The 22,766-nt window shown below is 46.9% G+C and carries 16 protein-coding genes and 2 tRNA genes; 7 read left to right on the top strand and 11 right to left on the bottom strand.

From position 1 onward, the window contains the following. Positions 1 to 157: 157 nt before the first annotated feature. The 3 genes from yeeJ to mtfA all read right to left on the bottom strand — a co-directional run bounded on the left by yeeJ (position 158) and on the right by mtfA (position 8,521). Positions 158 to 7,234 (bottom strand): inverse autotransporter adhesin YeeJ, encoded by a 7,077-nt coding sequence (yeeJ, locus tag ACJHWR_RS02280; protein WP_012311680.1) that lies wholly within the window; start codon positions 7,232 to 7,234, stop codon positions 158 to 160. A 313-nt stretch (positions 7,235 to 7,547) separates the two neighbouring features. Next, a tRNA-Asn gene (locus tag ACJHWR_RS02275) sits at positions 7,548 to 7,623 on the bottom strand. 100 nt (positions 7,624 to 7,723) lie between these two features. Then, positions 7,724 to 8,521: a DgsA anti-repressor MtfA gene (gene mtfA, locus ACJHWR_RS02270; protein ID WP_012311782.1), complete on the bottom strand. Its 798-nt coding sequence runs from the start codon at positions 8,519 to 8,521 to the stop codon at positions 7,724 to 7,726. Positions 8,522 to 8,614: 93 nt separating this feature from the next. Between mtfA and ACJHWR_RS02265 the strand changes: the two genes are divergently transcribed. Then, positions 8,615 to 8,704, top strand: a tRNA-Ser gene (locus ACJHWR_RS02265). Between the two features lie 569 nt (positions 8,705 to 9,273). Here ACJHWR_RS02265 and ACJHWR_RS02260 read toward each other — a convergent pair. From ACJHWR_RS02260 to hiuH, 5 genes are all read right to left on the bottom strand, one after another. Continuing rightward, positions 9,274 to 9,804, bottom strand: coding sequence for a cytochrome b (locus ACJHWR_RS02260; RefSeq protein ID WP_001079074.1), 531 nt, complete (start codon positions 9,802 to 9,804; stop codon positions 9,274 to 9,276). A 342-nt stretch (positions 9,805 to 10,146) separates the two neighbouring features. Further along, positions 10,147 to 10,797, bottom strand: a complete 651-nt coding sequence (zinT, locus tag ACJHWR_RS02255) for a metal-binding protein ZinT (RefSeq protein WP_001007763.1) — start codon at positions 10,795 to 10,797, stop codon at positions 10,147 to 10,149. Positions 10,798 to 11,053: 256 nt separating this feature from the next. Beyond that, positions 11,054 to 11,689, bottom strand: a complete 636-nt coding sequence (gene msrQ / locus ACJHWR_RS02250; RefSeq protein WP_001241112.1) for a protein-methionine-sulfoxide reductase heme-binding subunit MsrQ — start codon at positions 11,687 to 11,689, stop codon at positions 11,054 to 11,056. After that, a complete protein-coding gene (gene msrP / locus ACJHWR_RS02245; RefSeq protein ID WP_000740100.1) occupies positions 11,690 to 12,694 on the bottom strand; it encodes a protein-methionine-sulfoxide reductase catalytic subunit MsrP in 1,005 nt (334 codons plus the stop codon). Between the two features lie 108 nt (positions 12,695 to 12,802). After that, entirely contained in the window at positions 12,803 to 13,216 is a 414-nt protein-coding gene (hiuH, locus tag ACJHWR_RS02240) for a hydroxyisourate hydrolase (protein ID WP_000920132.1), read from the bottom strand. A 132-nt stretch (positions 13,217 to 13,348) separates the two neighbouring features. On the opposite strand from hiuH, the gene hprR reads away from it, so the two are divergent. Together hprR and hprS are read left to right on the top strand one after the other, a co-directional pair. Continuing rightward, entirely contained in the window at positions 13,349 to 14,020 is a 672-nt protein-coding gene (gene hprR / locus ACJHWR_RS02235) for a response regulator transcription factor HprR (RefSeq protein WP_001339045.1), read from the top strand. Then, positions 14,020 to 15,378 (top strand): two-component system sensor histidine kinase HprS, encoded by a 1,359-nt coding sequence (gene hprS, locus ACJHWR_RS02230; protein WP_000826742.1) that lies wholly within the window; start codon positions 14,020 to 14,022, stop codon positions 15,376 to 15,378. The genes hprR and hprS overlap by 1 nt, the downstream gene beginning before the upstream one ends. Positions 15,379 to 15,484: 106 nt before the next feature. On the opposite strand, the gene hchA is transcribed toward hprS, so the two are convergent. Continuing rightward, positions 15,485 to 16,336 (bottom strand): glyoxalase III HchA, encoded by an 852-nt coding sequence (gene hchA, locus ACJHWR_RS02225; RefSeq protein ID WP_000218214.1) that lies wholly within the window; start codon positions 16,334 to 16,336, stop codon positions 15,485 to 15,487. A 591-nt stretch (positions 16,337 to 16,927) separates the two neighbouring features. Continuing rightward, the gene (ompC, locus tag ACJHWR_RS02220; protein WP_000824375.1) at positions 16,928 to 18,091 is read right to left on the bottom strand and encodes a porin OmpC; all 1,164 of its coding nucleotides are present in this window, start codon (positions 18,089 to 18,091) and stop codon (positions 16,928 to 16,930) included. 651 nt (positions 18,092 to 18,742) lie between these two features. Here ompC and drpB point away from each other — a divergent pair. The 4 genes from drpB (at position 18,743) to vsr (ending at position 21,695) form a co-directional block, all read left to right on the top strand. Beyond that, positions 18,743 to 19,024, top strand: coding sequence for a cell division protein DrpB (gene drpB / locus ACJHWR_RS02215; RefSeq protein WP_001297704.1), 282 nt, complete (start codon positions 18,743 to 18,745; stop codon positions 19,022 to 19,024). A gap of 39 nt (positions 19,025 to 19,063) precedes the next feature. Further along, complete coding sequence (locus ACJHWR_RS02210; protein WP_000365561.1) at positions 19,064 to 19,759, top strand: phosphohydrolase; 696 nt, start codon at positions 19,064 to 19,066, stop codon at positions 19,757 to 19,759. A gap of 66 nt (positions 19,760 to 19,825) precedes the next feature. Beyond that, positions 19,826 to 21,244: a DNA-cytosine methyltransferase gene (gene dcm, locus ACJHWR_RS02205; RefSeq protein ID WP_001157241.1), complete on the top strand. Its 1,419-nt coding sequence runs from the start codon at positions 19,826 to 19,828 to the stop codon at positions 21,242 to 21,244. Beyond that, entirely contained in the window at positions 21,225 to 21,695 is a 471-nt protein-coding gene (vsr, locus tag ACJHWR_RS02200) for a VSPR family DNA mismatch endonuclease (RefSeq protein WP_000786004.1), read from the top strand. The genes dcm and vsr overlap by 20 nt, the downstream gene beginning before the upstream one ends. On the opposite strand, the gene yedA is transcribed toward vsr, so the two are convergent. Further along, positions 21,684 to 22,604 carry a drug/metabolite exporter YedA gene (gene yedA / locus ACJHWR_RS02195; RefSeq protein ID WP_001212248.1) on the bottom strand — a complete coding sequence of 307 codons (921 nt, stop codon included), beginning with the start codon at positions 22,602 to 22,604 and terminating at the stop codon, positions 21,684 to 21,686. The two genes, vsr and yedA, sit on opposite strands and share 12 nt — an antisense overlap. Positions 22,605 to 22,766 lie beyond the last annotated feature (162 nt).

Raw genomic sequence — 22,766 nt, 5'->3', positions numbered from 1 at the left:
GTACTCACCGGATACGATCATAGTCACATCGAACGCGATTCTTGCGGTGCAGCAGTTTTATTTATTCATTTTCTGTGAGAGAAGGGCAAGCTCTATAGAGGGAATGTAAAAAAGAGTGCTCCGAATGGAGCACTCTTTAAGAAATTATAACGGAAAATCACAGGTTTTTATAACATGTCGCATAAGCAAACCCAAGCTTTTCAAATACGCTTTGATCACCTGTTGCCAGGGAAACTACGTATTGTTCGCTTGAGTTTGCGGGACTAGATGACCAATACATATTTGATTGAAAACCAGCGTCAGTCGTGTAATGCCCCATATCTCCCCATTCACTGTACAGTGACCCGATGCCTCGGGAACTACTGTGGTTTAAATAGTTTGCTCTGGGGAGCGTGTAGCCATTGCTGCTGCAAAAATTTTCAGCAAGGCTGTATATCATGAAAGCCTCGCCGGCGTTCACCCACCAACTCTTCACACGGATTTCGTATACATAGCTAGGGCCTCCTGATTTTGGCGTCGCCGTAATCCTTTCCCAATTGCTGCCGACATTTTTAAATGTCACTTTACCGGTAGCATCAACATCGACCCAGGAGGCAGAGCTTGAAAACTCATAATCAGCCGCCGTTTTTCCTGGGGCAAAGTTGTCATTATTCAACTGATAATACGCCCCGGTGAACCCCTGCGAAGGGAATGTAGTTGTCGGTAGGTCAGTACCATTGACTGATACTGTACCGCTCATTATTTTGTCTTCTGCGCGAGTGAATTGTATTGTGGTACTCAGACCAGCTTGATGAACACCATTCAATACAGGGATCAGCGTTGCGATACCCTCTCCGCCGCTTGTAACAGTGGCTTTGTAATCACCGTTGATATTTAGACTGTAATCAATTGCGCTAATTTTTATATAGGGCACGTTAGTACCTGATTGCACAAATTCCATCCCTTCAGAAACTTTGATCGGATTGCCTGATATATCGTGCAGAACAAGACGTAATTCAGCACTATCGGTATAGTCCCCTTTCAGTGATGACCGATTGCTCTTAAGGACGGACTGCGAGGTGTCTGCCGGGCCAGCCACCAGCGTTATATCTACTGTTTGCATTCCACCAGCGGTCGTGACTGCGCTTACCGTGACGCTACCTGTCATCGCTCCTTTCACGCTTGTTGTCGCGATTCCGTTTTGATCGGTCACCGCTGTTAATGACGTTAATGTGGCAGAGCCGCTTTTTAAGGCGAAGTACACAGTGAGACCTTCGATCAGGTTACCACTGCCATCCTCAACCGTTGCCTTTAAGGTACTTAAATCACTGTTGGTGGCGGCGATAGTCGATGGATCAGCGATAAAGCTAGCAACATGTGCGGTGCTTGAGTTGCCAGTGACTTTCACGGTTGTCTGTGTCTGTATTGTTACGCCGTTATGGAACGATGCAGTCACCGTATATGTACCGACTTTATTGCTGGTCAGAACGACCGGAGCCTGACCTGAAGAGTTAGTTCTCACTTTTCCGCCACTTAACGTCGCCCCTTCTGGCGTTACGCTAAAGTTGATGACCTGACCCTCCACTGGAGTGCCATTTGCAGAGGTTAGCGTTGCCGTCAGAGTAGTGCCTGTAGGGGCATAGACACCGATAAGCGGACTGGACGCCGTGAGTGTCAGTTTTTCATCAATAGCCTCCAGTTGTTTCTCAAGTGAGGCTCCATTCGCCAGGGATGCTTTCACCATATACGAACCGTTTCTTTCGGGCGTCATGGAGACCTCGGCTATACCATGCGTATCAGTAGAGACAATATTTTGGCTGATGGTCATGTGCTCTGGTGGCTCTGCACTGAATGTTACAGATTCATTAAGAATCGGGTTGCCAAACTGGTCGTTGACGTGAGCTTTAACTGCTACGTCTTGTGCGACCATTAGCTGACCTTCAGGTATCTCCAGACTGGTAATCGTTGCAGAATTAATATCTGCTTTTGCATTCAGTAATCGCGATATGACTTCAGTAGGTTTATCTGCCAGAGAGGCTGAAACTGTTTTCAGTCCGACTTCGGTGCTTGTCACAAGAATTTCAGCGAAACCCTGATCATCCGTTTCAACGCTGGTGCTGCTTAGCGTGACGGAGGTTCCGCGGAAATTAACTTTTATGCCTTCTACCGGGTTGCCGTTAGCGTCAGTGACGCTTGCAGTCATGGTCGCGCCCTCGGTCGTGCTGACGACGAATGAGTATACAGAGGTTAAGGAGGCTAGTGTTGCGGTACCAGCATCGGCAATCAAAGTCACCTGTTTCGTATCACTGACACCATAATTGTTCACGCTAACTGTCACGGGGTAGGTGCCGGATTTTGTACCGCTCAGTGTAACTTCAGCCTTGCCGTTGATATCAGTAATGGCGGAACCGCCTTGTCCGAGAGTGAAGCTTGCGCTCACGTCTGCCGGTAGCGTGAATGTCACCGCCTCATTGGCTAACGGGTTGCCGTTTCCATCAGTCACTGTTGCCTGAAGTGTGGTCATCCCAACGTTATTGGCGATAAAGTTGTCCTCGGTAACGTTAAGATTAACCTGCGCACTGAGCGTATCCGCAATAAAGTTCACCACCAACTGCTCACTCTTACCGCCAGTCATCGATGCTGTAACAGTATGAGCGCCTGCTTTTGTACCTTTCAGCGTGACTTTCGCTTTGCCTTCAGCATCAGTAATCGCTTTACCGCCATCGCTCAGCGTGAAGTTCGCCTTCACATCTTCCGGCAGAGTAAATGTTACTTCAGTGTTGGCTATCGCATTGCCCTCTGTATCAGCGACTGTTGCTGTTAGTGTCGTGAGATCGTTATTGTCGGCAATCAACGGATCCTTCGAGGCTGCCAGCGTGATTTCGGCATTCGCGACGTTCGGCACATAGGTCACTGTTTGTTGCATCGAATCGCCATTTTCGAGGGTTGCCGTCACTTGATAAACCCCGGCTTTTGTAGCGGTAAAGCTTGCGTAAAAATTGCCGTCGTGGTTGGTAGTATATATAGCGTTATTACTGGGGGTCACGCCTTCACTTGGTGATACTCTGAGGGTTACCTCCTGCTGGGGTACACCGTTGCCGTAATTATCCTTCACCTCAATATACAGATTGGTAGTGTCGCCTGCGGAGACTGTATCAAAAAGTGCCTGTAGCAAGGTGAGATGTGCCGTAGACGCATCAGCGTTGACATTAATTGATGTGCTAAGCGTGGAGCTACCATTTTCCAGACTGGCCTCAACGGTATCCGGTCTCGCTCCTGATTCTATCGAGGAGCGGGTATTGGTATAAGTGACGGTAGCCTTACCCTGTTCGTTCGTTACGGCTTGGCCGCCATTCGTCATTTCGGCAGAGTTTGTTCTGCTGGTGAAGTTCACAGTCACACCTTTCACCGGAAAGCCATTATTATCAACGACTGTGGCGGTGATGACGCTGCCGGAGCTGTTCTGCGGGGTACCGGCGATTATGCTGTCTGGGACAGGCGTCAACTCGATAATTTTTGCCGCTGCTGTGTCGCCAATAAAATGCACAGTTTTGTTGTCGCTGGCACCATTATTAGCCAGTGATGCAGTGACCGTCTGCTCACCAAAGGCAACGCCTGCGAGAGTGGCCTGCGCGATGCCAGACTCATTGGTATTACTTACTCCCGGGGTCAGGGTGAGTCCTGAAGAGGCTGAGCTGAATGTTACCGGAAGATTATTCACCTCATTGTCGAACTGATCTTTAACCGTTGCAGTTAGCGTTGCGTTATCGACGCCATTACCTGTGATCTCATCTTTTGACATCTGCAGGACAACCTGAGCCGAGGTTTTGTCCGCCACAAATGTTACCGGCTGCGAATCACTGGTATTGTTATTACCCAGCGTTGCGGTAACCGTATGTGTACCCGCTTTTTTACCTTTGAGCGTGACATGCGCTTCCCCATTGGCTTGGGTGATGGCAATGCCGTTATTTTCGAGGGTAAAGTTTGCCGCCACGCCCTGTGGCATGGTGAAGTTCACCGTTATTCCCGCCACCGGATGATTCGACGGATCTTTCACTGTTGCTGTCAGAGTTGTCTCATCCACGCCATTCCCAATGATTTCCGCTTTCGATGTTTGCAGAACGACAACCGCTCTGTCTTTATCCGCCACAAACGTCATTGGCTGTGTATCGCTGACATTGCTGTTAGCCAGACGAGCCGTGATCATATGCGTGCCCGCTAACGTGCCGGTCAGGGAGGCGATTGCAGTCCCGTTGCTATCCGTCATGCCTTTTCCGCTGTTGCTAATCGAGAACCGACTTGCGACGTCGTTTGGCACAGAGAAGGTGATTTCTTTATCTTTTAATGGGTTGCCATTTTTATCCTGCAAGGTTGCAGTCATATGTAGCGGAGCTGTGTTGGTGACGGTGATATCACCTGAAGGCACACTGAGGGTCAGGGCAGCAGTACTTTGATCACCGATAAAAATCACCTGTTGATTAGCCTGAGAACCAGAGCTCACAGAGGCCGTAACCCTATAATCACCATTTTTCAAACTGGTCAGCGTAGCTGTGGCGATCCCGTCGTGGCTATTCACTTCTGTTTGGCTCAGTTTCGCCTCTGCTGAATTAACATTGAAAGTGACCTTGACGTCATTGAGCAGGTTGCCTTTTGCATCCCGGACTGTCGCGGTCATTGTGGCGCTATCATTGCCGTCAGCGACCACTTCATTTTTCGACTTCTGCAGCTCAACCTGCGCGGTACTCGAGTCGCCGACAAAACTGACGATTAACGTTTGTTTCACGCCATTTTCAAGGGTGACTTCAACCGTGTTGTCTTCCTGCTTACTACTTTTCAGATCAAAAGTCGCCAGACCATTAACATCCGTTTTTGCGGTGTTTTGATTGTTGAAGGAAGTTGCCGATCCGCTTAATACCGCAAACGTGACGGTATGATCATTGATTGGGTTGCTTCCTTCATCAGCGACATTGACCGAGACGGTGTTTGCTGCATTCTCATTGGCGAGCACACCATTATTGCTGGCAGATAATGTCGCAATTTTTGCTGACTGCGGGTTGGCGTCGATGATAAAACCAGCGGTATGCAAATCTTCATTCCAGTTTTGCATTAATAGCTTCGCAGTAAGCCCACTGCCTTTGGTATAGGCGGTATAGGTTGCCTTATAGACGCCATCTGCGGTTTCTTTCCAGTCTGTAGTGACACCAGGTTTCACGTTGTCGATGCTGACTGCGTTATTCAGTTGCTGTTTTTGCTCCTTAACAGGTTTGTCATTTTCATCTCTCAGTTCTACCGTCACCTCGATAGGATTGCCGGAGAGATAACGGTCTTTATCAATTTTAATTGACGAGTGAGTTCGGGATGACGAAATAGAAATGATATTCACCACGGCGGGGGCTTTAGCCGCATCCACACCATTCAGCTGTGGCATCAGCGTCAGCGTGCCAGACATCGCTCCTGTGGTCAGGATCTGGGTATAGCTTCCGTCACCATTATCTTTCCATTCAGAAAGGGTGATGTCCTGAACTCCTTCGTGACGCGTCGAAAGCACCAGCCCGATAACAGGATTACCTGCTGCATCATGAGCAATAAAAGTCAGTGTGGCGGTTGAATGGGAATCCGCGCTCAATGTTTGGGTACTTAACGATACCGAGGAATCTTTCTGGCTTAGCGTAGGTGCCTGAACGACCACCATGCTTTGTTCACGATTCGACAAATTGCCTTTGACATCTTCAGCGGTGACTTCAATCGGCCAGGTGTTATCGGTTTCTGGCGTACTGGTGAACCGGTAAGCCGGCAGGGTAACCAGAATATCTTTACCCGTTGTGACCACTTTGCCACCGGCAGCTTCCAGAGCGGTGGCTTCGACGTTATAGCCTTTCAGGGCATATTTGGTTTGTAGCGACGAAACCAATGATTTCACTTCTCCTGACTTCCCTGTCACGGGGTCTGTCAGGGTCAGGCGAACCAGTTCTTTTTTGCGGTATTCCAGAACGATGTTGTTGTTGCGATCCACCAGATCATAACGGCTGCCTGCAAGGCTACGCCGTGCAGCGACTTCGTTCGGGTCAAGCTGTTTCTGCATTGCGCTGCCAGGTTGCCAGGTAAAATCGACGGCAAAACGGGTGTCATTTTCGCCCTGTTTACCCTGGCGTTGCTCCGCGCTGAAGGTCATCAGCGGGAAGGGGGTATAGTTAAGTCCAGCGGTTATGGTATGAGGATTACTTTGCCGATCGTCTTTATCGAACAGGGCCACTTCATCGCCATAATACTGTTCATAGACCAGTTTACCGCCAAGGTGCGGCCAGGCGGGTAGCCAGCCTTCTGCGCGTACATCCCAGCCATTGGCCGGGCGGGCTTCATAATCGTTGTCCAGCTCAGGTGCGCTGCGCCAGTTGGTCAGTGGCAAATAGCCGTTACTGCTTAATTTTAGATAGTCGCGCCAGTACTCCGCGCCAATGCCGGCGCGGGAGTGGTAACGGCTAAGATCGTGGTCGAAAAAGAAGTTGATGCCCGACATCCATGTGGGAGTGAAATGACGCCAACCTAAGCCGTTGTTAATCTGCGTACGCTCGTCAGTACGATGGAGAGTATGCTGACTGAAAAAGAGATTATCAGGCGTTTCATACCACGGATGGAGAAAATCGAACTGGGAGTTCTTCAGGCTAAAATCTTCATCCACGCCCAGCGTGATTCTTGCGGTACCGAAGCGGCTTAACCAGTCTGTCATTGCGCCTGAAGCCTGAGAAGAGGCCCATCCACGCGCCATATTTGCCGCTTGCTCGCTGTTCATATCTTCGGCGAGCAGAGACCCGATTGGCTGTGAAGTACTGGCTATCTGTTGCTCAAGGTTGCCACTGCTATTACCCGGTGGCGGGGTTAAATTATTTTCACTAACTTGTGCCGGGACATCCAGTTCATCACCCTGGCGGACATTATCAAAACCTCGAGCAAACGTACGAAACTGGTTGAGTTTGCGTAACTCAGCCACCGAAATACCGAAACGTTCGGCAACGCTTTGGGCCGATTCCAGCGCTCCAAGGGTGTAGGGCACCGTATTGGCATTTGCAATGGCAATTTGTGCAGGAACTGGTTGTTGGGTTGCGGTGTTTACCACACCTTGTGCTGCCGCAGCCATAGGGAACGCAAGTTGAGTTATCAGGCAGATACCCGCAGTTAAGCGGCGTAGTTTAATTCCCATCCCGCATAAGATTTGTCGGTCATTTATTTCTTCTCCACTTCTCTTCTTCGTAGCCATGCTTACCTTCCCTGAACGAGCTAACATAAATGCGCCCTTTCTAGCACAGCGAAAAAATGTAAATCCTGATAGCAATATGATTGAAAATTAATAACTTTTCGTTAGGCAGTTTTGGGTGTGAGTTGCAAGAGGGGAGACTACTGAATAACTCAAGTTTTATAATCGAGGGGAAAATGGTGATGGCGTTCATAGCAAAACGCCCTCAACCATAAAGGTCGAGGGCGCTTAAGATGTTAAAAAACCGCTATCCGTTAAAAAGCAATGTTCAACTAAGGTCAGTGACATTGCGCTAAAAAAGCGAATTTTTAGAATTTGGCTCCTCTGACTGGACTCGAACCAGTGACATACGGATTAACAGTCCGCCGTTCTACCGACTGAACTACAGAGGAATCGTGTGAACGGGGCGCATATTACTTAGCGGTACCTTGTCTGTCAACACTAAATTTCATAAGTCATTTCAATTGGTTAATTAATCTGCAAAGTTGTTAATTAATGAACATTCGTCGCCGAAAACGAGTCTGTATCATTAGTGCGATGCAGTCTCTGCAAAGGATCTTGTTGATAAAATTGGCAGAAACGTTGCCACAATGAAGGGAAACGAGGAGCAAAAAGTTCTGGGGCGCTAAAGAAATATTCAGAAAGTACGGCAAAACATTCAGCAGGATCACTGGCAGCATAAGCATCAATGCTCGCCGCATTGTCGCCAACCAATTCGATTTCTTCCTGAATGTTGTTCATTGCAGCATGAAGATCGTGTTCCCAGCCAGCAACCTCACGCAACGGAATAAAGGGAACTCCGCTGGCGCGATCGCCGTTACGGGTGTCCAGCTTATGAGCGACTTCATGAATAATCAGGTTAAAACCAGAAGCATCAAAAGAATCTTGTATATCCAACCAGTTCAAAACGATAGGCCCTTGCTGCCAGCTCTGACCTGACTGAACAATACGTTGGTTATGCACCAGACCGATATCGTCTTCCCATTCATCATCGACCACAAATGGCGCAGGATAAATTAAGACTTCATGAAAACCATCCAGCCATTCCAGTCCTAACTCCAGAACGGGTAGGCAAAATAGAAGTGCTATCCGGCAGCTTCTTAATGAATCCAGTTCAAAGCCCTGTAAAGGAACAAGCCGCTTTTGCTGTAAAAAACGTTCGGCAAGAGTGACTAATTTGCTTTGTTCCTGTTCCGTCAGACACGTTAAAAGGGGGATCGATAGTGCTTCCTGCCAGGGAAGGGCAGTTTGATGTGCTGATTCTTGTACTTTCCAGGGCCACTTAATCATCGTTTTGCTCGCAAACTCGTCACTTGAACAAAATTGCACGGACAGGGACTGTTAAAATGCCAAATTTCCTGGCATCATGGCAACCATCTGAACGGAGAGATGCCGGAGCGGCTGAACGGACCGGTCTCGAAAACCGGAGTAGGGGCAACTCTACCGGGGGTTCAAATCCCCCTCTCTCCGCCACTTTATCAATGACTTATCTCCTGACTTCCCGCCTTGCTTTTCCTAAACAGAACAATCGTAGAATATTCTTGAAGGGTTAGATCGTCACTGTTTTCTGTTCGATACTGTGACATTCAGCACTTGATCCGCTATGGATCTGACAGGAAGCTTTCGAGCGAAAATGTGCAGTTATTCAGTCGTTTTCTTATCGGTCACCATTATTCTTTTAGACATTCATCCTATGAAACTGCCGCAAAGTTGGTGGTGGGAACTGAAGTTGCGTAGAGAAGGGGTCAATAATTGAGTCAAAAAAGGAACGCGGCCGTCAGATTAAAGCCGCGGGACAAAGTCCATAATTTCCAAGAGTTGTTGAATTTCCCAGCTTTTTTGAAAGCCTTTGTATCATACTAACAAGTAAAAAAGGTTTAAATACCAAAATTAACCTGTATTTTTGATAAGTCTTACCATTGTACGATTTACACAGTTTCTGCTCCTCCTTGTTGATAGTGGAAAGGGTGCATTGTGCACTTGCGTAAACATTTATGACGCGTTGATGTCCATGGTTCACATTTCCTTGTCAGGGGATCGACTTATTTGCGGCGAGGCATCATTCGTAACAGAGTATTATCTTTCTGAATGTAGTGATGAAAGAGTGCTGCGCCAGCGTGAGCTGCGATTAAAAAGTAACCTATATTCGCCCAGGTTTCGTGAATATTTTTTATCAGTGCTTTAATTTCGCTGTTTGGGGTAACAAAGGGAGACACATTGAAACCAAGGAAACTCCACGATTTTCCACTGTAAGCCATCAAAGCAATCCCCAGCAGAGGAAGTGCAAGGAAGGTTATATAAAGCATGATGTGCATTAGCGAAGCCGCTTTCATTTGCCAGGCAGGTGGCGGTGGTACAATAGAAGGATCACTATAACGGTGTTTTATAATCAGGCGTGAAAACATTAACACCCAAACGAATATACCCGCATTGTAATGTGTTTCTCGCATCAGCAGATAAGTACTACTACCTTTAGGAAACCAGCCACGGAGTTCCATCGCGGCATAGGTTATTGCAACGAAAAGCAGCGTTATCCAATGTAAATAAATTTGAGTTTTTGAGAATCGGTTCATTTTTGTAGCTCCTGTAATTTTTACAGTCAAGCTATCCCACGAACCTTAAAAATTCCTTATACAGATGTGGTTTTAAGAATTTGTTATTTAAAAAATTGATAGTGCACATTGTAACCAGCCAATATAAGCAATGGCGTGAGCACAGGTATCTTTCTCAGTTGGCCGTATTGTGTATGGAATCCGTTATTGGTTAACTCAATGCGGGTTAGCTTATTAATATACAGACACGTCATAGTGATGAGCATGTCTGTAGCTAGCTTGCGTTCAGTGGCGTTTGTGGATGGACCAGTGGCAGTTATGATGACTTACTAAAGCGGCATCGAGGCGTTATCATGAGAATACTCAATGAGACATCATTTCCTCGACCACTTCTTCGCTACTCAACTGATATGGATAATACGTTGGCCAGTTTTCCATTTCATTTAATAAAGATTGCTGTGAATCATTACCCATAAAAATGTGAAAATGAGATGATTTTCGTGGTGCAATTATATGATCGCTAAATTGTATATATTTAGGGGCTTTGCTTTCAGGATCTTTACATTCGAATAAGTAACGAACGCCTTTCTTGCCTGATTTATAGGTGAGTATTTTGTATCCATCGTACTCATATTTACAGGATGTTGTTTCATTATTTCTATGGAATTCAACAATGCCGTCCTCAATGCCAATCATCTCAATATCTGTTGCATAACCTTTGTGATAATAATCTTTAATTTCAGCAAATGTTTTAGTTTTATCTGCATCCGCTTTCTTCTGAAAGACGGGGTCAAGTTTGCCACTTTGCAGTAAAGGATAAACGGATTGCCAGACTCCATCCCAGTCACTGAGCGTTCGGTTTTGTACATTGGCATCATCAAAAACACCATTAGCAGCTTTTTGTTCGACCTCTGTTAAGGGTTTGCCGTGTGAGTGATGACCATGCGAAAAGGCAGGAGCGCTAACAATAAAGACACCTAAAGCAACAGCCAGTTTGTGAAGACGAATCGCCAAAACAGTTTCCTCCAGAGTCATTGTATATGATGTGTAATGTTATATTGTAACATGTGACAAAATGCAATAACTCTTAGGAGATGAGAGCATAGTTTTCTCAGGTATACTTATCTATCTTATTGAAATAAAATGAATTATGTTGATAATTTGAGGTTGATGACAAACGAAACATAACCTGATGTGATCTGCGTAGGCCGGATAGGGCGCTCGCGCCGCATCCGGCAGGGATAACGCGTACTTTGTCGGCAATATGAAGTTATACAGATAATTTGTTGTGAACCTGCTTGCGTAACCGGTTAAAAAGGGAACGCAACTTCTTATACCGTAAGGCTAAAAGCAGTACAGCCAGCCCAGCGTAGATGAGCGGCTGCGGTGAAATAATCTTCACTGACCACAGATAATGTATTGGGGCCAGGATCGCGACAAGATAGACGAAATTATGCAACTGTTGCCAGTGCTTGCCGAGTTTTCGCTGCATCGCCTGGGTTGAAGTAAACGCTAAAGCAAGCAAAATAACCCAGCTGATAATACCTAACGTTAAATAAGGCCGGGTAATTAACTCCTTACCTAATAACGCCAGATTATTCACGCCCAGCTCCAGCAATGCGTAACTGGTTAAATGCAGTGTCGCCCAGGCAAAGCACCATAAGCCTAACAGGCGGCGAGTGCGTATCAATAACGGCTGTTTTACGTAGCGTGCCAGAGGTGTGATTAACAAGGTCGCCAGCAAAAATTTCAGTGCAGTGCGACCGGTAAAATGCTGAATATCTTTCACCGGATCGGCACCCAGTCCACCGTGATTGATCGCCCAGACCAGCCAGAGAAACGGCAACAATCCGGCAAGATGCAGGCTAACTTTCAGCCATGTCACCTGTTTTGCTGTCAGACGCATTCAGAAATTCTCCCGCAAATCCAGGCCACGATACAGCGATGCCACCTGGTCGGCGTAACCATTAAACAGTAGCGTTGGCTGGCGCTGAACATCGAGGATGCCGCCTGAACCAATAAATCGTTCGGTAGCCTGTGACCAGCGCGGGTGATCAACATGCGGATTAACGTTGGCGTAAAAACCGTATTCGTCAGGCGCTGCCAGATTCCAGGTGGTTGGCGGACGCTCGCGGGTCAGCTTAATACTGACTATCGATTTAATCCCTTTAAAGCCATATTTCCACGGCACAATCAGTCGTACCGGCGCGCCATTTTGTGGCGGTAACGCCTTGCCATAAACACCCACGGTCATCAGTGTGAGCGGATGCATTGCTTCGTCGAGACGCAATCCTTCGACATAAGGATATTTCAGCCCGCCGCCGATAAAGCGGTCCTGCTGGCCAGGCATCTGTTCCGGTGCATAAATTGTTTCGAAAGCGACATACTTCGCATTGCTGGTGGGTTCGGCAAGCGCCAGCAATTTGTGCAGCGGAAAACCAATCCACGGCACCACCATCGACCACGCTTCCACGCAGCGCATACGATAAATACGCTCTTCCAGCGGGAAGCGACGGGTTAAATCATCGTGATCGAGGGTCAATGGTTTTGCCACTTCGCCGCTGATTTTCAGTGTCCATGGATCGGTTTTCAGGCTACCAGCATTAGCGGCGGGATCGGCTTTATCCAGCCCGAATTCATAGAAGTTGTTATAACCGGAGACTTTATCTACTGGCGTCAGTGGCAGGTTATTTTGCCAGGCGGCAGGCTTGCTGAACTCCAGCGGTTTTCCGGCGGGGGCGGGCGGGCGATCGTTCCCTTTAAACCAGCTAAGCAGATCGGCATGCGCAGCGTGAGGCAAAGAAAGTGCAGCTGCGCTGATGCCCAGTGCTTTTAACACCTGTCGACGCTTCATAAAGAATACCGACTCGGCCGTAACATCTGATTCTTTTAAAAATTGATTCTTTTTCATAAGCCATCACACTTTTTTGTCGTTAGCCAGCAAGAGCCGTTTACTGTTAATCTGTCAGGGAGTGTCCTCCCTAACAGTAGCAGAGATCTGCTTTTACATATTTATGCATTAACTGCCACGATAGGTTGAATACCCATATTGGCTAAGTAATAAAGGCACATGATAATGCTCGTTCACTTTATTAATATGAAATTCAACGGGGATCTCAGGGAAGAAACTTTCAAGATTTTGTTTCTTGAAATAGTCCCCGGTTTTAAATACGACACGGTAATCGCCAGTAGTCGCAGTTTGCTCGGGCCACAGTGCCTTAATTCGTCCATCCTTATCTGTTTTGGCGGTATTAAGTTGTAACCAGCCGTTATCCGCCTTCTTTTCAAGAGTGACTGTCACGTCAGCAGCGGGTTTTCCGGTTTGCTGGTTCAAAATGTGCACGCTAAGAATGTTTTGTTGTGCGGCATAAACCAAAGAAGGTAATGAAAATGCTGCCGTTACTACGGAGAGTACTAAATAACGCTTTAACATGTTTATATCCTTGTCATCTGAATGAGTTTTGAGGATAGCGAAAAAACGTCCAGGGTAACCTTACAGCAGCATTACAATTTTGTAATGAACCAGGCTGTTTCTATAACATATGATTTATGGCATATTATTTTCATGAAGATTTTACTTATTGAAGATAATCAAAGGACCCAGGAATGGGTAACACAGGGGCTTTCCGAAGCGGGTTATGTCATTGATGCCGTTTCTGATGGCAGAGATGGGCTTTATCTTGCGTTGAAGGATGATTATGCATTGATCATTCTGGATATTATGCTTCCGGGTATGGATGGCTGGCAGATCTTACAAACGTTAAGAACAGCAAAGCAAACCCCTGTTATTTGCCTTACTGCAAGGGATTCTGTCGATGACAGAGTCAGAGGGCTGGACAGTGGAGCAAATGATTATCTGGTAAAACCTTTTTCATTTTCTGAGTTGCTGGCAAGGGTTCGGGCACAATTAAGGCAACATCACGCTTTGAATTCAACATTAGAAATCAGTGGTTTAAGAATGGACTCTGTTAGTCAAAGTGTGAGCAGGGACAATATCAGTATTACACTGACGCGCAAGGAGTTTCAGTTACTTTGGCTACTGGCCTCCAGAGCTGGCGAAATTATACCCAGAACGGTTATTGCGAGTGAAATTTGGGGAATCAACTTTGATAGTGATACCAATACGGTGGATGTCGCCATTCGCAGGCTCCGCGCAAAAGTTGATGATCCTTTTCCTGAAAAGCTAATCGCCACAATCCGGGGGATGGGCTATTCATTCGTAGCGGTAAAAAAATAATGAAAAGATTATCTATAACCGTCCGTTTAACCTTGCTTTTTATATTGCTGCTGTCTGTTGCTGGCGCTGGAATTGTATGGACTCTCTATAATGGCCTGGCAAGTGAGTTGAAATGGCGCGATGATACAACACTCATTAACCGGACAGCGCAGATCAAGCAGTTGTTAATTGATGGGGTAAATCCAGATACGTTACCTGTGTACTTTAACCGGATGATGGATGTTAGTCAGGATATCTTGATCATTCATGGTGATGGCATCAATAAAATTGTTAACCGGACGAATGTCAGTGATGACATGTTAAATAACATACCTGCTAGTGAGACAATCAGCGCAGCTGGCATTTACAGAAGCATTATTAATGATACAGAGATAGATGCTTTACGAATTAATATTGATGAAGTTTCGCCATCATTAACGGTTACTGTGGCTAAATTGGCTTCAGCCAGACATAACATGCTTGAACAGTATAAAATTAATAGCATTATAATTTGCATTGTCGCCATTGTACTTTGCTCAGTATTAAGTCCGCTGTTAATCAGAACGGGATTACGAGAGATCAAAAAGTTGAGTGGTGTAACGGAAGCGCTGAATTATAACGATAGCCGGGAGCCTGTTGAGGTTAGCGCATTACCGAGAGAACTAAAACCTCTTGGGCAGGCGTTGAATAAAATGCATCAAGCCTTAGTCAAAGATTTTGAACGCCTAAGTCAATTTGCTGACGATCTCGCTCATGAACTTAGAACGCCCATTAATGCATTACTGGGTCAGAATCAGGTTACGCTCAGTCAAACCAGAAGTATCGCTGAATATCAAAAAACAATTGCCGGTAACATTGAAGAGCTGGAAAATATTTCGCGGTTAACAGAGAACATACTGTTTCTTGCCCGGGCAGATAAAAACAATGTTTTGGTGAAACTGGACTCGCTTTCTCTCAATAAGGAAGTCGAAAATTTGTTGGATTATCTTGAATACCTTTCAGACGAGAAAGAGATTTGCTTTAAGGTCGAGTGCAATCAGCAAATCTTTGCGGATAAAATTTTACTGCAACGAATGTTATCGAATCTTATTGTTAATGCCATTAGATATTCACCAGAAAAATCGCATATTCATATAACCAGTTTTCTTGATACCAACGGCTATCTTAATATTGATGTCGCCAGTCCTGGAACGAAAATTCATGAGCCTGAAAAACTCTTCCGTAGATTTTGGCGGGGAGATAATTCGCGTCATTCCGTAGGTCAGGGACTAGGCCTTTCTTTAGTCAAAGCGATTGCCGAATTACATGGGGGAAGTGCTACGTATCACTATCTCAATAAGCATAATGTGTTCCGGATTACGTTACCGCAAAGAAATTAACATAAGGCTTCAGTACGCCATGAATTAACCGTGAAAAAACGCAGCCACGTCGTGAGTACTAACGCGGCTGCGATTGATTAGCGCTTACATTCAAACGTAACAGGGATTAACCCGCGTAAGCTGCCAGCATTTCCTGCGCCGCCAGTTTACCCAACGCATTCGCTGCAAAAGGACTGTCGCCGGTGAGAACTTTACGGTCCTTATGTACTCGCCCGGTGATGTCGTCATTAATAATGTTCATGCCCATTTTCTTCAGCTCTTCGCCGAAGTACCAGGTGAGATGACCCGGCATATAGCCTATCTCTGGCGTTTGTTTGTCTGCGGCGTCTGGGAATGCGCAAATGGAATAACCATTCAGTGGGTTATCGCCGTGGCGAAGCGCCAGAAAAGCCGCCGGGCCGTGGCAAAGGGAGATAACAAAACGGTCATTTTTGATTGCCCACTGCAAAGCAGCAGCTACGTCCTGGCTTTCTGGTAAACCAATAAGTGCGCCATGACCACCAGGAACAAAGATTGCTGCATATTCGCTATCAGCGTTGAGGCTGGCGACAACATCCGCGAGTTTCTTCGGATTGCGGAACAACGATTTATGTTGCTCAAAGAATGGCATTACTTTTTCATCTTTGTGCGGCATAGCCCAGTATTCAAACTTGGTCATCAGACCGGAAATGGTCGCCACTTCGAATTCGAAACCTGCAGCATGGAGATGATACAACGGCAGCAACGTTTCAATCGGATGGTTACCGGTCGAGAACAGTTTTCCGTTATCGGTTGGCAAATAACGTTCGTCCGCGGCGATCACCAGAATTTTATGTTTACCGCGATACGGTTTTGGATAGTCCACGCCATCAAGATCAGAGACAGGACTGGTATATTGGCTAAGCGAATATTCTGAAGGGAAGAATGCATTATCTTCAGCAATATCGACCTGCGGATTTTTACTTGTTTGAACAGTCATAGTGTATTCCTTATTGTTGCTTAGTTAGGGTAGTCACTATATTTGCGACTGAGCTGGTCGCTATTTTTAACCAGGCTGGAAAATTGAGTCAATATATCGAAAGCGGTAGTCGGCGGGTGTAAGTATGTAATGATGATGCTGCACTGGTGTTGAATATTATTCACGCCAAATTTTCCTTATTGAGCAACGTCGTCGCAAGTGGCCTCAATGATTTTAGACCATTATCAGAGGTACGGGGCGGCGGGGAGAGATTTAGTGATGTGGAATATTGTGGTGCTGATGAATATTTATATCCCGGATTGGTAGAGAAAAAGCTTATTTCATGCACTATTTTTGCAAATATTTCTATATGGGAGGCGGTTTTGTTGCAGATTAATTCATAAAGAAATGCATTTGGGTGTTGGCTGGAAGAGTCGCTGGTAGATGTTATTGTGCCAGCAGGGGCAGGGTAAGGTGCTGTATCGATATGCTTTGGCAATTGCGCGTGCCGCAGAGGGAGATAAAATGCCAATAAAAAAGCCTGAGTTCGATGAGGGACGAACTCAGGCTAGTGTTAAGTTTTACAGTAACACGCCGCGGCGCGTTGGCTGATTAGAACTGGTAGACTAAGCCCACACCAACAACGTCATCTGTTGCGATGCCATTGTTGTCATAGAAATCGTCATCTTTATCCAACAAGTTTATTTTATAGTCAACATATGTTGAGAAGTTCTTATTGAAATAGTAGGTCGCTCCAATTTCAACATAGTTGACCAGATCCTGATCAACATACTCTTGATGACCATTGTTGTTATAGTCGTTACCGCCGAGGTCTTTGCCTTTTGAATAAACATATGCAAGAGATGGGCGCAGACCAAAATCGAACTGATACTGTGCTACAGCTTCAAAGTTCTGGGTTTTATTTGCGATACCCACATTACCATATGGTGTCATATTGCGGGTTTCAGCATACATCATTGCAAGATAAACATTGTTGGCGTCGTATTTTGCACCAAATGTCCATGCTTCAGCTGTATCACCACCAGCAAATTTGCTGTATTCATTGTAGTGATACCCGCCAAGAGCTACTTGAGAATTGGTACGGTCAGAGTTTGAGTAAGCGGCACCTAAGCTCAAACCGAAGTCAAAGTCATATGAAGTGGAAAGACCAAAACCATCACCGTTCTGGAAGCGAACGTCTTCGTGACCATTTTTAGTACCTTCTTGATCTTCTCCTGCATTGCTGCCTTCGTTGTTACCTTGATACTGCAATGCAAAGTTCAGACCTTCCACCAGACCGAAGAAATCACTATTGCGGTAAGTAGCTACCCCATTTGCACGGCCTGCCATGAAGTTATCAGTCCAGGTATAGGAGTCGCCGCCGAATACAGGAAGCATATCTGTCCAGGCTTCAACGTCGTAAATCACACCATAGTTACGACCATAGTCAAAGGAGCCCATCTCGCCGAACTTCAGACCTGCAAAAGCAAGTTTGACATAAGTATTATCAGAACCTTCAGTGTCGCTAGCCTTTGTTTTGGTCAGTGCTTGACCATAACCAGTTAACTGATCTGTAATTTGGGTCTCACCTTTGAAGCCTAACTCGATGATAGTTTCATCGCCGTCATCGCCAGGGTTATCGGAAAAAGTATGACGAGCATCAACTTTTCCGTACAGATCCAGTTTATTGCCATTTTTATTATAAATTTCAGCCGCATTTGCTGCGCCAGCAACTAATAACGCCGGGACCAGCATTGCCAGAACTTTTCTTTTCATTATGTATTCCCTTGTGATTATAATCTTCATGAATATATCAATAAGTGCCGTTATCCAAAAAAAAAGCACATTTGGATACTATTCTATGAAGTTCATTTTATTTTAAAGATTACATGTAACAAATGTATTTAAAAGATTTCAAAATGTTTCTAATCTATTTAATATAATTCAGGATTATGAATTCTAAATATAAATATTCATGAAAATTATAAATGTATATCAATATGTTATGAGTTGAGCGGAAGCATAGGGGGTATCAATGATTGTTGTGCCAAACGGCTGGTGTGATCACGCGCACATTAATGAAGGCATAAAAAAAAGCCGGCATCATGCCGGCCCAAAAAATATAAACAAGACGATAAAAGGCTAATAACGGAGGCATCATGACACAGAAAAATAAAAAGGTATAATTGTATTCAGTGCTAATATATTGATTAAATGAATTAATAAAGCCGATCTCAAAGATAAATAAAATCGCTCAAAACGATTTTTCCTGTATTCACTGCCGTTGCGCAAAAATTATCTATTTGTTCAAAAAATGAGTGAGTCTTGACTGGCTCATCCAATGTGGAAAAATGTGACTTTTATCACATAATAGTACTAAGTCTGAATTTTCCGGGTTATCTCAAAATGGAATACGGTTCGACAAAGATGGAAGAGAGACTCTCTCGCAGCCCTGGTGGCAAACTGGCTTTGTGGGCTTTCTATACATGGTGTGGCTATTTCGTCTGGGCAATGGCGCGTTACATCTGGGTGATGAGCCGGATCCCCGATGCCCCGGTGTCGGGATTTGAAAGCGATTTAGGCTCTACCGCGGGAAAGTGGTTAGGGGCACTGGTCGGATTTTTATTTATGGCTCTGGTCGGGGCATTGTTAGGCAGCATTGCCTGGTACACCCGACCTCGTCCCGCACGTAGCAGACGCTATGAATAAAAACTGCTAAGGTGGCGACTCTTTGGCAACGGAGCGCGTATGGACTTACAACACTGGCAGGCACAGTTCGAAAACTGGTTGAAAAACCATCATCAGCACCAGGACGCGGCCCATGACGTGTGTCATTTTCGCCGCGTCTGGGCTACGGCACAGAAGCTGGCGGCAGATGACGATGTCGATATGCTGGTGATTTTAACCGCCTGTTATTTTCACGATATTGTGAGCCTGGCGAAAAATCATCCGCAAAGGCAGCGTTCTTCAATCCTGGCGGCAGAAGAGACGCGTCGCCTGCTCCGTGAAGAGTTCGAGCAATTTCCGGCGGAGAAAATCGAGGCCGTTTGTCATGCCATTGCCGCTCACAGTTTCAGCGCGCAAATCGCCCCCTTAACAACGGAAGCTAAAATCGTCCAGGATGCGGATCGGCTGGAAGCCCTGGGGGCGATTGGCCTGGCGCGCGTGTTTGCCGTTTCAGGGGCATTGGGCGTGGCGCTGTTTGATGGTGAAGATCCGTTCGCACAGCATCGCCCGCTTGATGATAAACGCTACGCGCTGGATCATTTCCAGACTAAGTTGCTGAAGCTACCGCAAACCATGCAAACCGCAAGAGGCAAGCAGCTGGCGCAGCACAACGCGCATTTTTTAGTCGAGTTTATGGCGAAGCTCAGTGCCGAACTGGCGGGGGAGAATGAAGGTGTCGATCACAAGGTGATAGATGCGTTTTCACCCGCGGGATAAGCGCGTGGCCCTAAATGGCTGTAATTATGTTAACCTGTCGGCCATCTCAGATGGCCGGTTAAATCTATGCAGGAAAATATATCAGTAACCGATTCATACAGCACCGGGAATGCCGCACAGGCAATGCTGGAGAAACTGCTGCAAATTTATGATGTTAAAACGCTGGTGGCGCAGCTTAATGGTGTGGGTGAGAATCACTGGAGCGCGGCAATTTTAAAACGTGCGCTGGCGAATGACTCGGCATGGCACCGTTTAAGTGAGAAAGAGTTCGCCCATCTGCAAACGTTGTTACCCAAACCACCGGCACATCATCCGCATTATGCGTTTCGCTTTATCGATCTATTTGCCGGAATTGGCGGCATCCGTCGCGGTTTTGAATCGATTGGCGGACAATGCGTGTTTACCAGCGAATGGAACAAACATGCGGTACGCACTTATAAAGCCAACCATTATTGCGATCCGGCGACGCATCATTTTAATGAAGATATCCGCGATATCACCCTCAGCCATAAAGAAGGCGTGAGTGATGAGGCGGCGGCGGAACATATTCGTCAACACATTCCTGAACACGATGTTTTACTGGCCGGTTTCCCTTGTCAGCCATTTTCGCTGGCTGGCGTATCGAAAAAGAACTCGCTCGGGCGGGCGCACGGTTTTGCCTGCGATACCCAGGGCACGCTGTTTTTTGATGTGGTACGCATTATCGACGCGCGTCGTCCGGCGATGTTTGTGCTCGAAAACGTCAAAAACCTGAAAAGTCACGACCAGGGTAAAACGTTCCGCATCATCATGCAGACGCTGGACGAACTGGGCTATGACGTGGCTGATGCAGAAGATAACGGGCCAGACGATCCGAAAATCATCGACGGCAAACATTTTCTGCCGCAGCACCGTGAACGCATCGTGCTGGTGGGTTTTCGTCGCGATCTGAATCTGAAAGCCGATTTTACCCTGCGTGATATCAGCGAATGTTTCCCTGCGCAGCGAGTGACGCTGGCGCAGCTGCTGGACCCGATGGTCGAGGCGAAATATATCCTGACGCCGGTGCTGTGGAAGTACCTCTATCGATATGCGAAAAAACATCAGGCGCGCGGTAACGGCTTCGGTTATGGAATGGTTTATCCGAACAATCCGCAAAGCGTCACCCGTACGCTGTCTGCGCGTTATTACAAAGATGGCGCGGAAATTTTAATCGATCGTGGCTGGGATATGGCCACGGGTGAGAAAGACTTTGACGATCCGCAGAATCAGCAACATCGTCCACGTCGGTTAACGCCTCGTGAATGCGCGCGCTTAATGGGTTTTGAAGCGCCGGGAGAAGCGAAATTCCGCATTCCGGTTTCGGACACTCAGGCCTATCGCCAGTTCGGTAACTCGGTGGTCGTGCCGGTCTTTGCCGCGGTGGCAAAACTGCTTGAGCCAAAAATCAAACAGGCGGTGGCGTTGCGTCAGCAAGAGGCACAACATGGCCGACGTTCACGATAAGGCCACTCGCAGCAAAAATATGCGCGCGATTGCCACGCGTGATACGGCGATAGAGAAGCGCCTCGCCAGTCTGTTAACCGGGCAGGGCCTGGCGTTTCGCGTTCAGGACGCCAGTCTGCCCGGACGCCCGGATTTTGTCGTTGATGAATATCGCTGCGTGATATTTACCCACGGCTGCTTCTGGCATCATCATCACTGCTATCTGTTTAAAGTGCCTGCGACTCGAACCGAGTTCTGGCTGGAGAAGATAGGTAAAAATGTTGAGCGCGATCGCCGCGATATCAGTCGCTTGCAGGAACTCGGCTGGCGCGTATTGATTGTCTGGGAGTGCGCGTTACGTGGGCGCGAGAAGCTGACGGATGAAGCGCTTAGCGAGCGTCTGGAAGAGTGGATCTGCGGCGAAGGTGCCAGCGCGCAGATCGACACGCAGGGGATTCATTTACTCGCTTGATGCGTCCTGAATAACTGGCGCAACTACGGGTTTTGCCGGAAAGAGATATTTTCCCAACGTGACCAGCACCACCGCGAAGACAATTACGCCGAGCGCCAGCCATTCAATCTTCGACAGCGTCTCTCCGCCCAGTCCCGTACCCAGCAAGACCGCGACCACCGGGTTAACGTAGGCGTAGCTGGTGGCGAGAGCCGGACTGACATTACGGATTAAATACATATAAGCGTTGATGGCGATAATCGAACCAAACAGCGCCAGATAGCCGACCGCAAGGAAGCCTGAAAGGGAAGGGAGCGCCGTCAGTTTTTCACCTGCAATCATCGACGCGATCATTAACACCACGCCTGCCGCCAGCATCTCAATAGCACCCGCCATCATCCCTACAGGTAAGGTAATGCGCGAGCCATAAACCGAGCCAAACGCCCAGCTAATCGAGCCGATTAAAATCAGAATCGCGCCCCACGGATTGCCGCTTAAATTTCCACCGCTATTGAGCATGATGATTCCGGCAAGCCCAATGGCGATACCCACCCATTCCAGTTTGCGCGTTTTAATGCCAAACAGGCGGCTGAAGCACAGGGTAAAGAGGGGCACGGTTGCAACCACAACGGCGGCGATGCCGGAAGGAACATTTTGATGCTCGGCAACCGTCACCATGCCATTACCGACAGCCAGCAATAACAGGCCAATCAGCGCGGCATTGAGCAGCGGACGTAGCGGGGGGAGCTTGTGTCCGCGCAGTAGCAAAAATGCCATCAATAAAATACCGGCTGCCAGGAATCGAACGCCTGCCATCATTAACGGAGGCCAGCTTTCCACGCCAATCCGAATGACAAAATAGGTTGAGCCCCAAATGATATACAACGCAAACAGCGCGCCAAAAAGCGGTAACAACTGGCGGAAACGCATAATCCCTCACGGTGGAAATAAAAAGGTGGTTCATAGTAAACGTGAAAATCATTCTGCTGGCGAGAGATATAATTGCACTTAATTGTTAAAAAAATGTTGACCTGTGAAGCAAGTATCAGAGCTGCCGTTTTTGCTTCATACTTACACCCTTCAACAATAAAA

Source organism: Escherichia sp. WS568 (assembly GCF_046486085.1).
Taxonomy (GTDB): Bacteria; Pseudomonadota; Gammaproteobacteria; order Enterobacterales; family Enterobacteriaceae; genus Escherichia; species Escherichia coli.
Note: the sequence above shows the minus strand (reverse complement) of the source record. Positions and strands in the feature narration are given on the sequence as shown.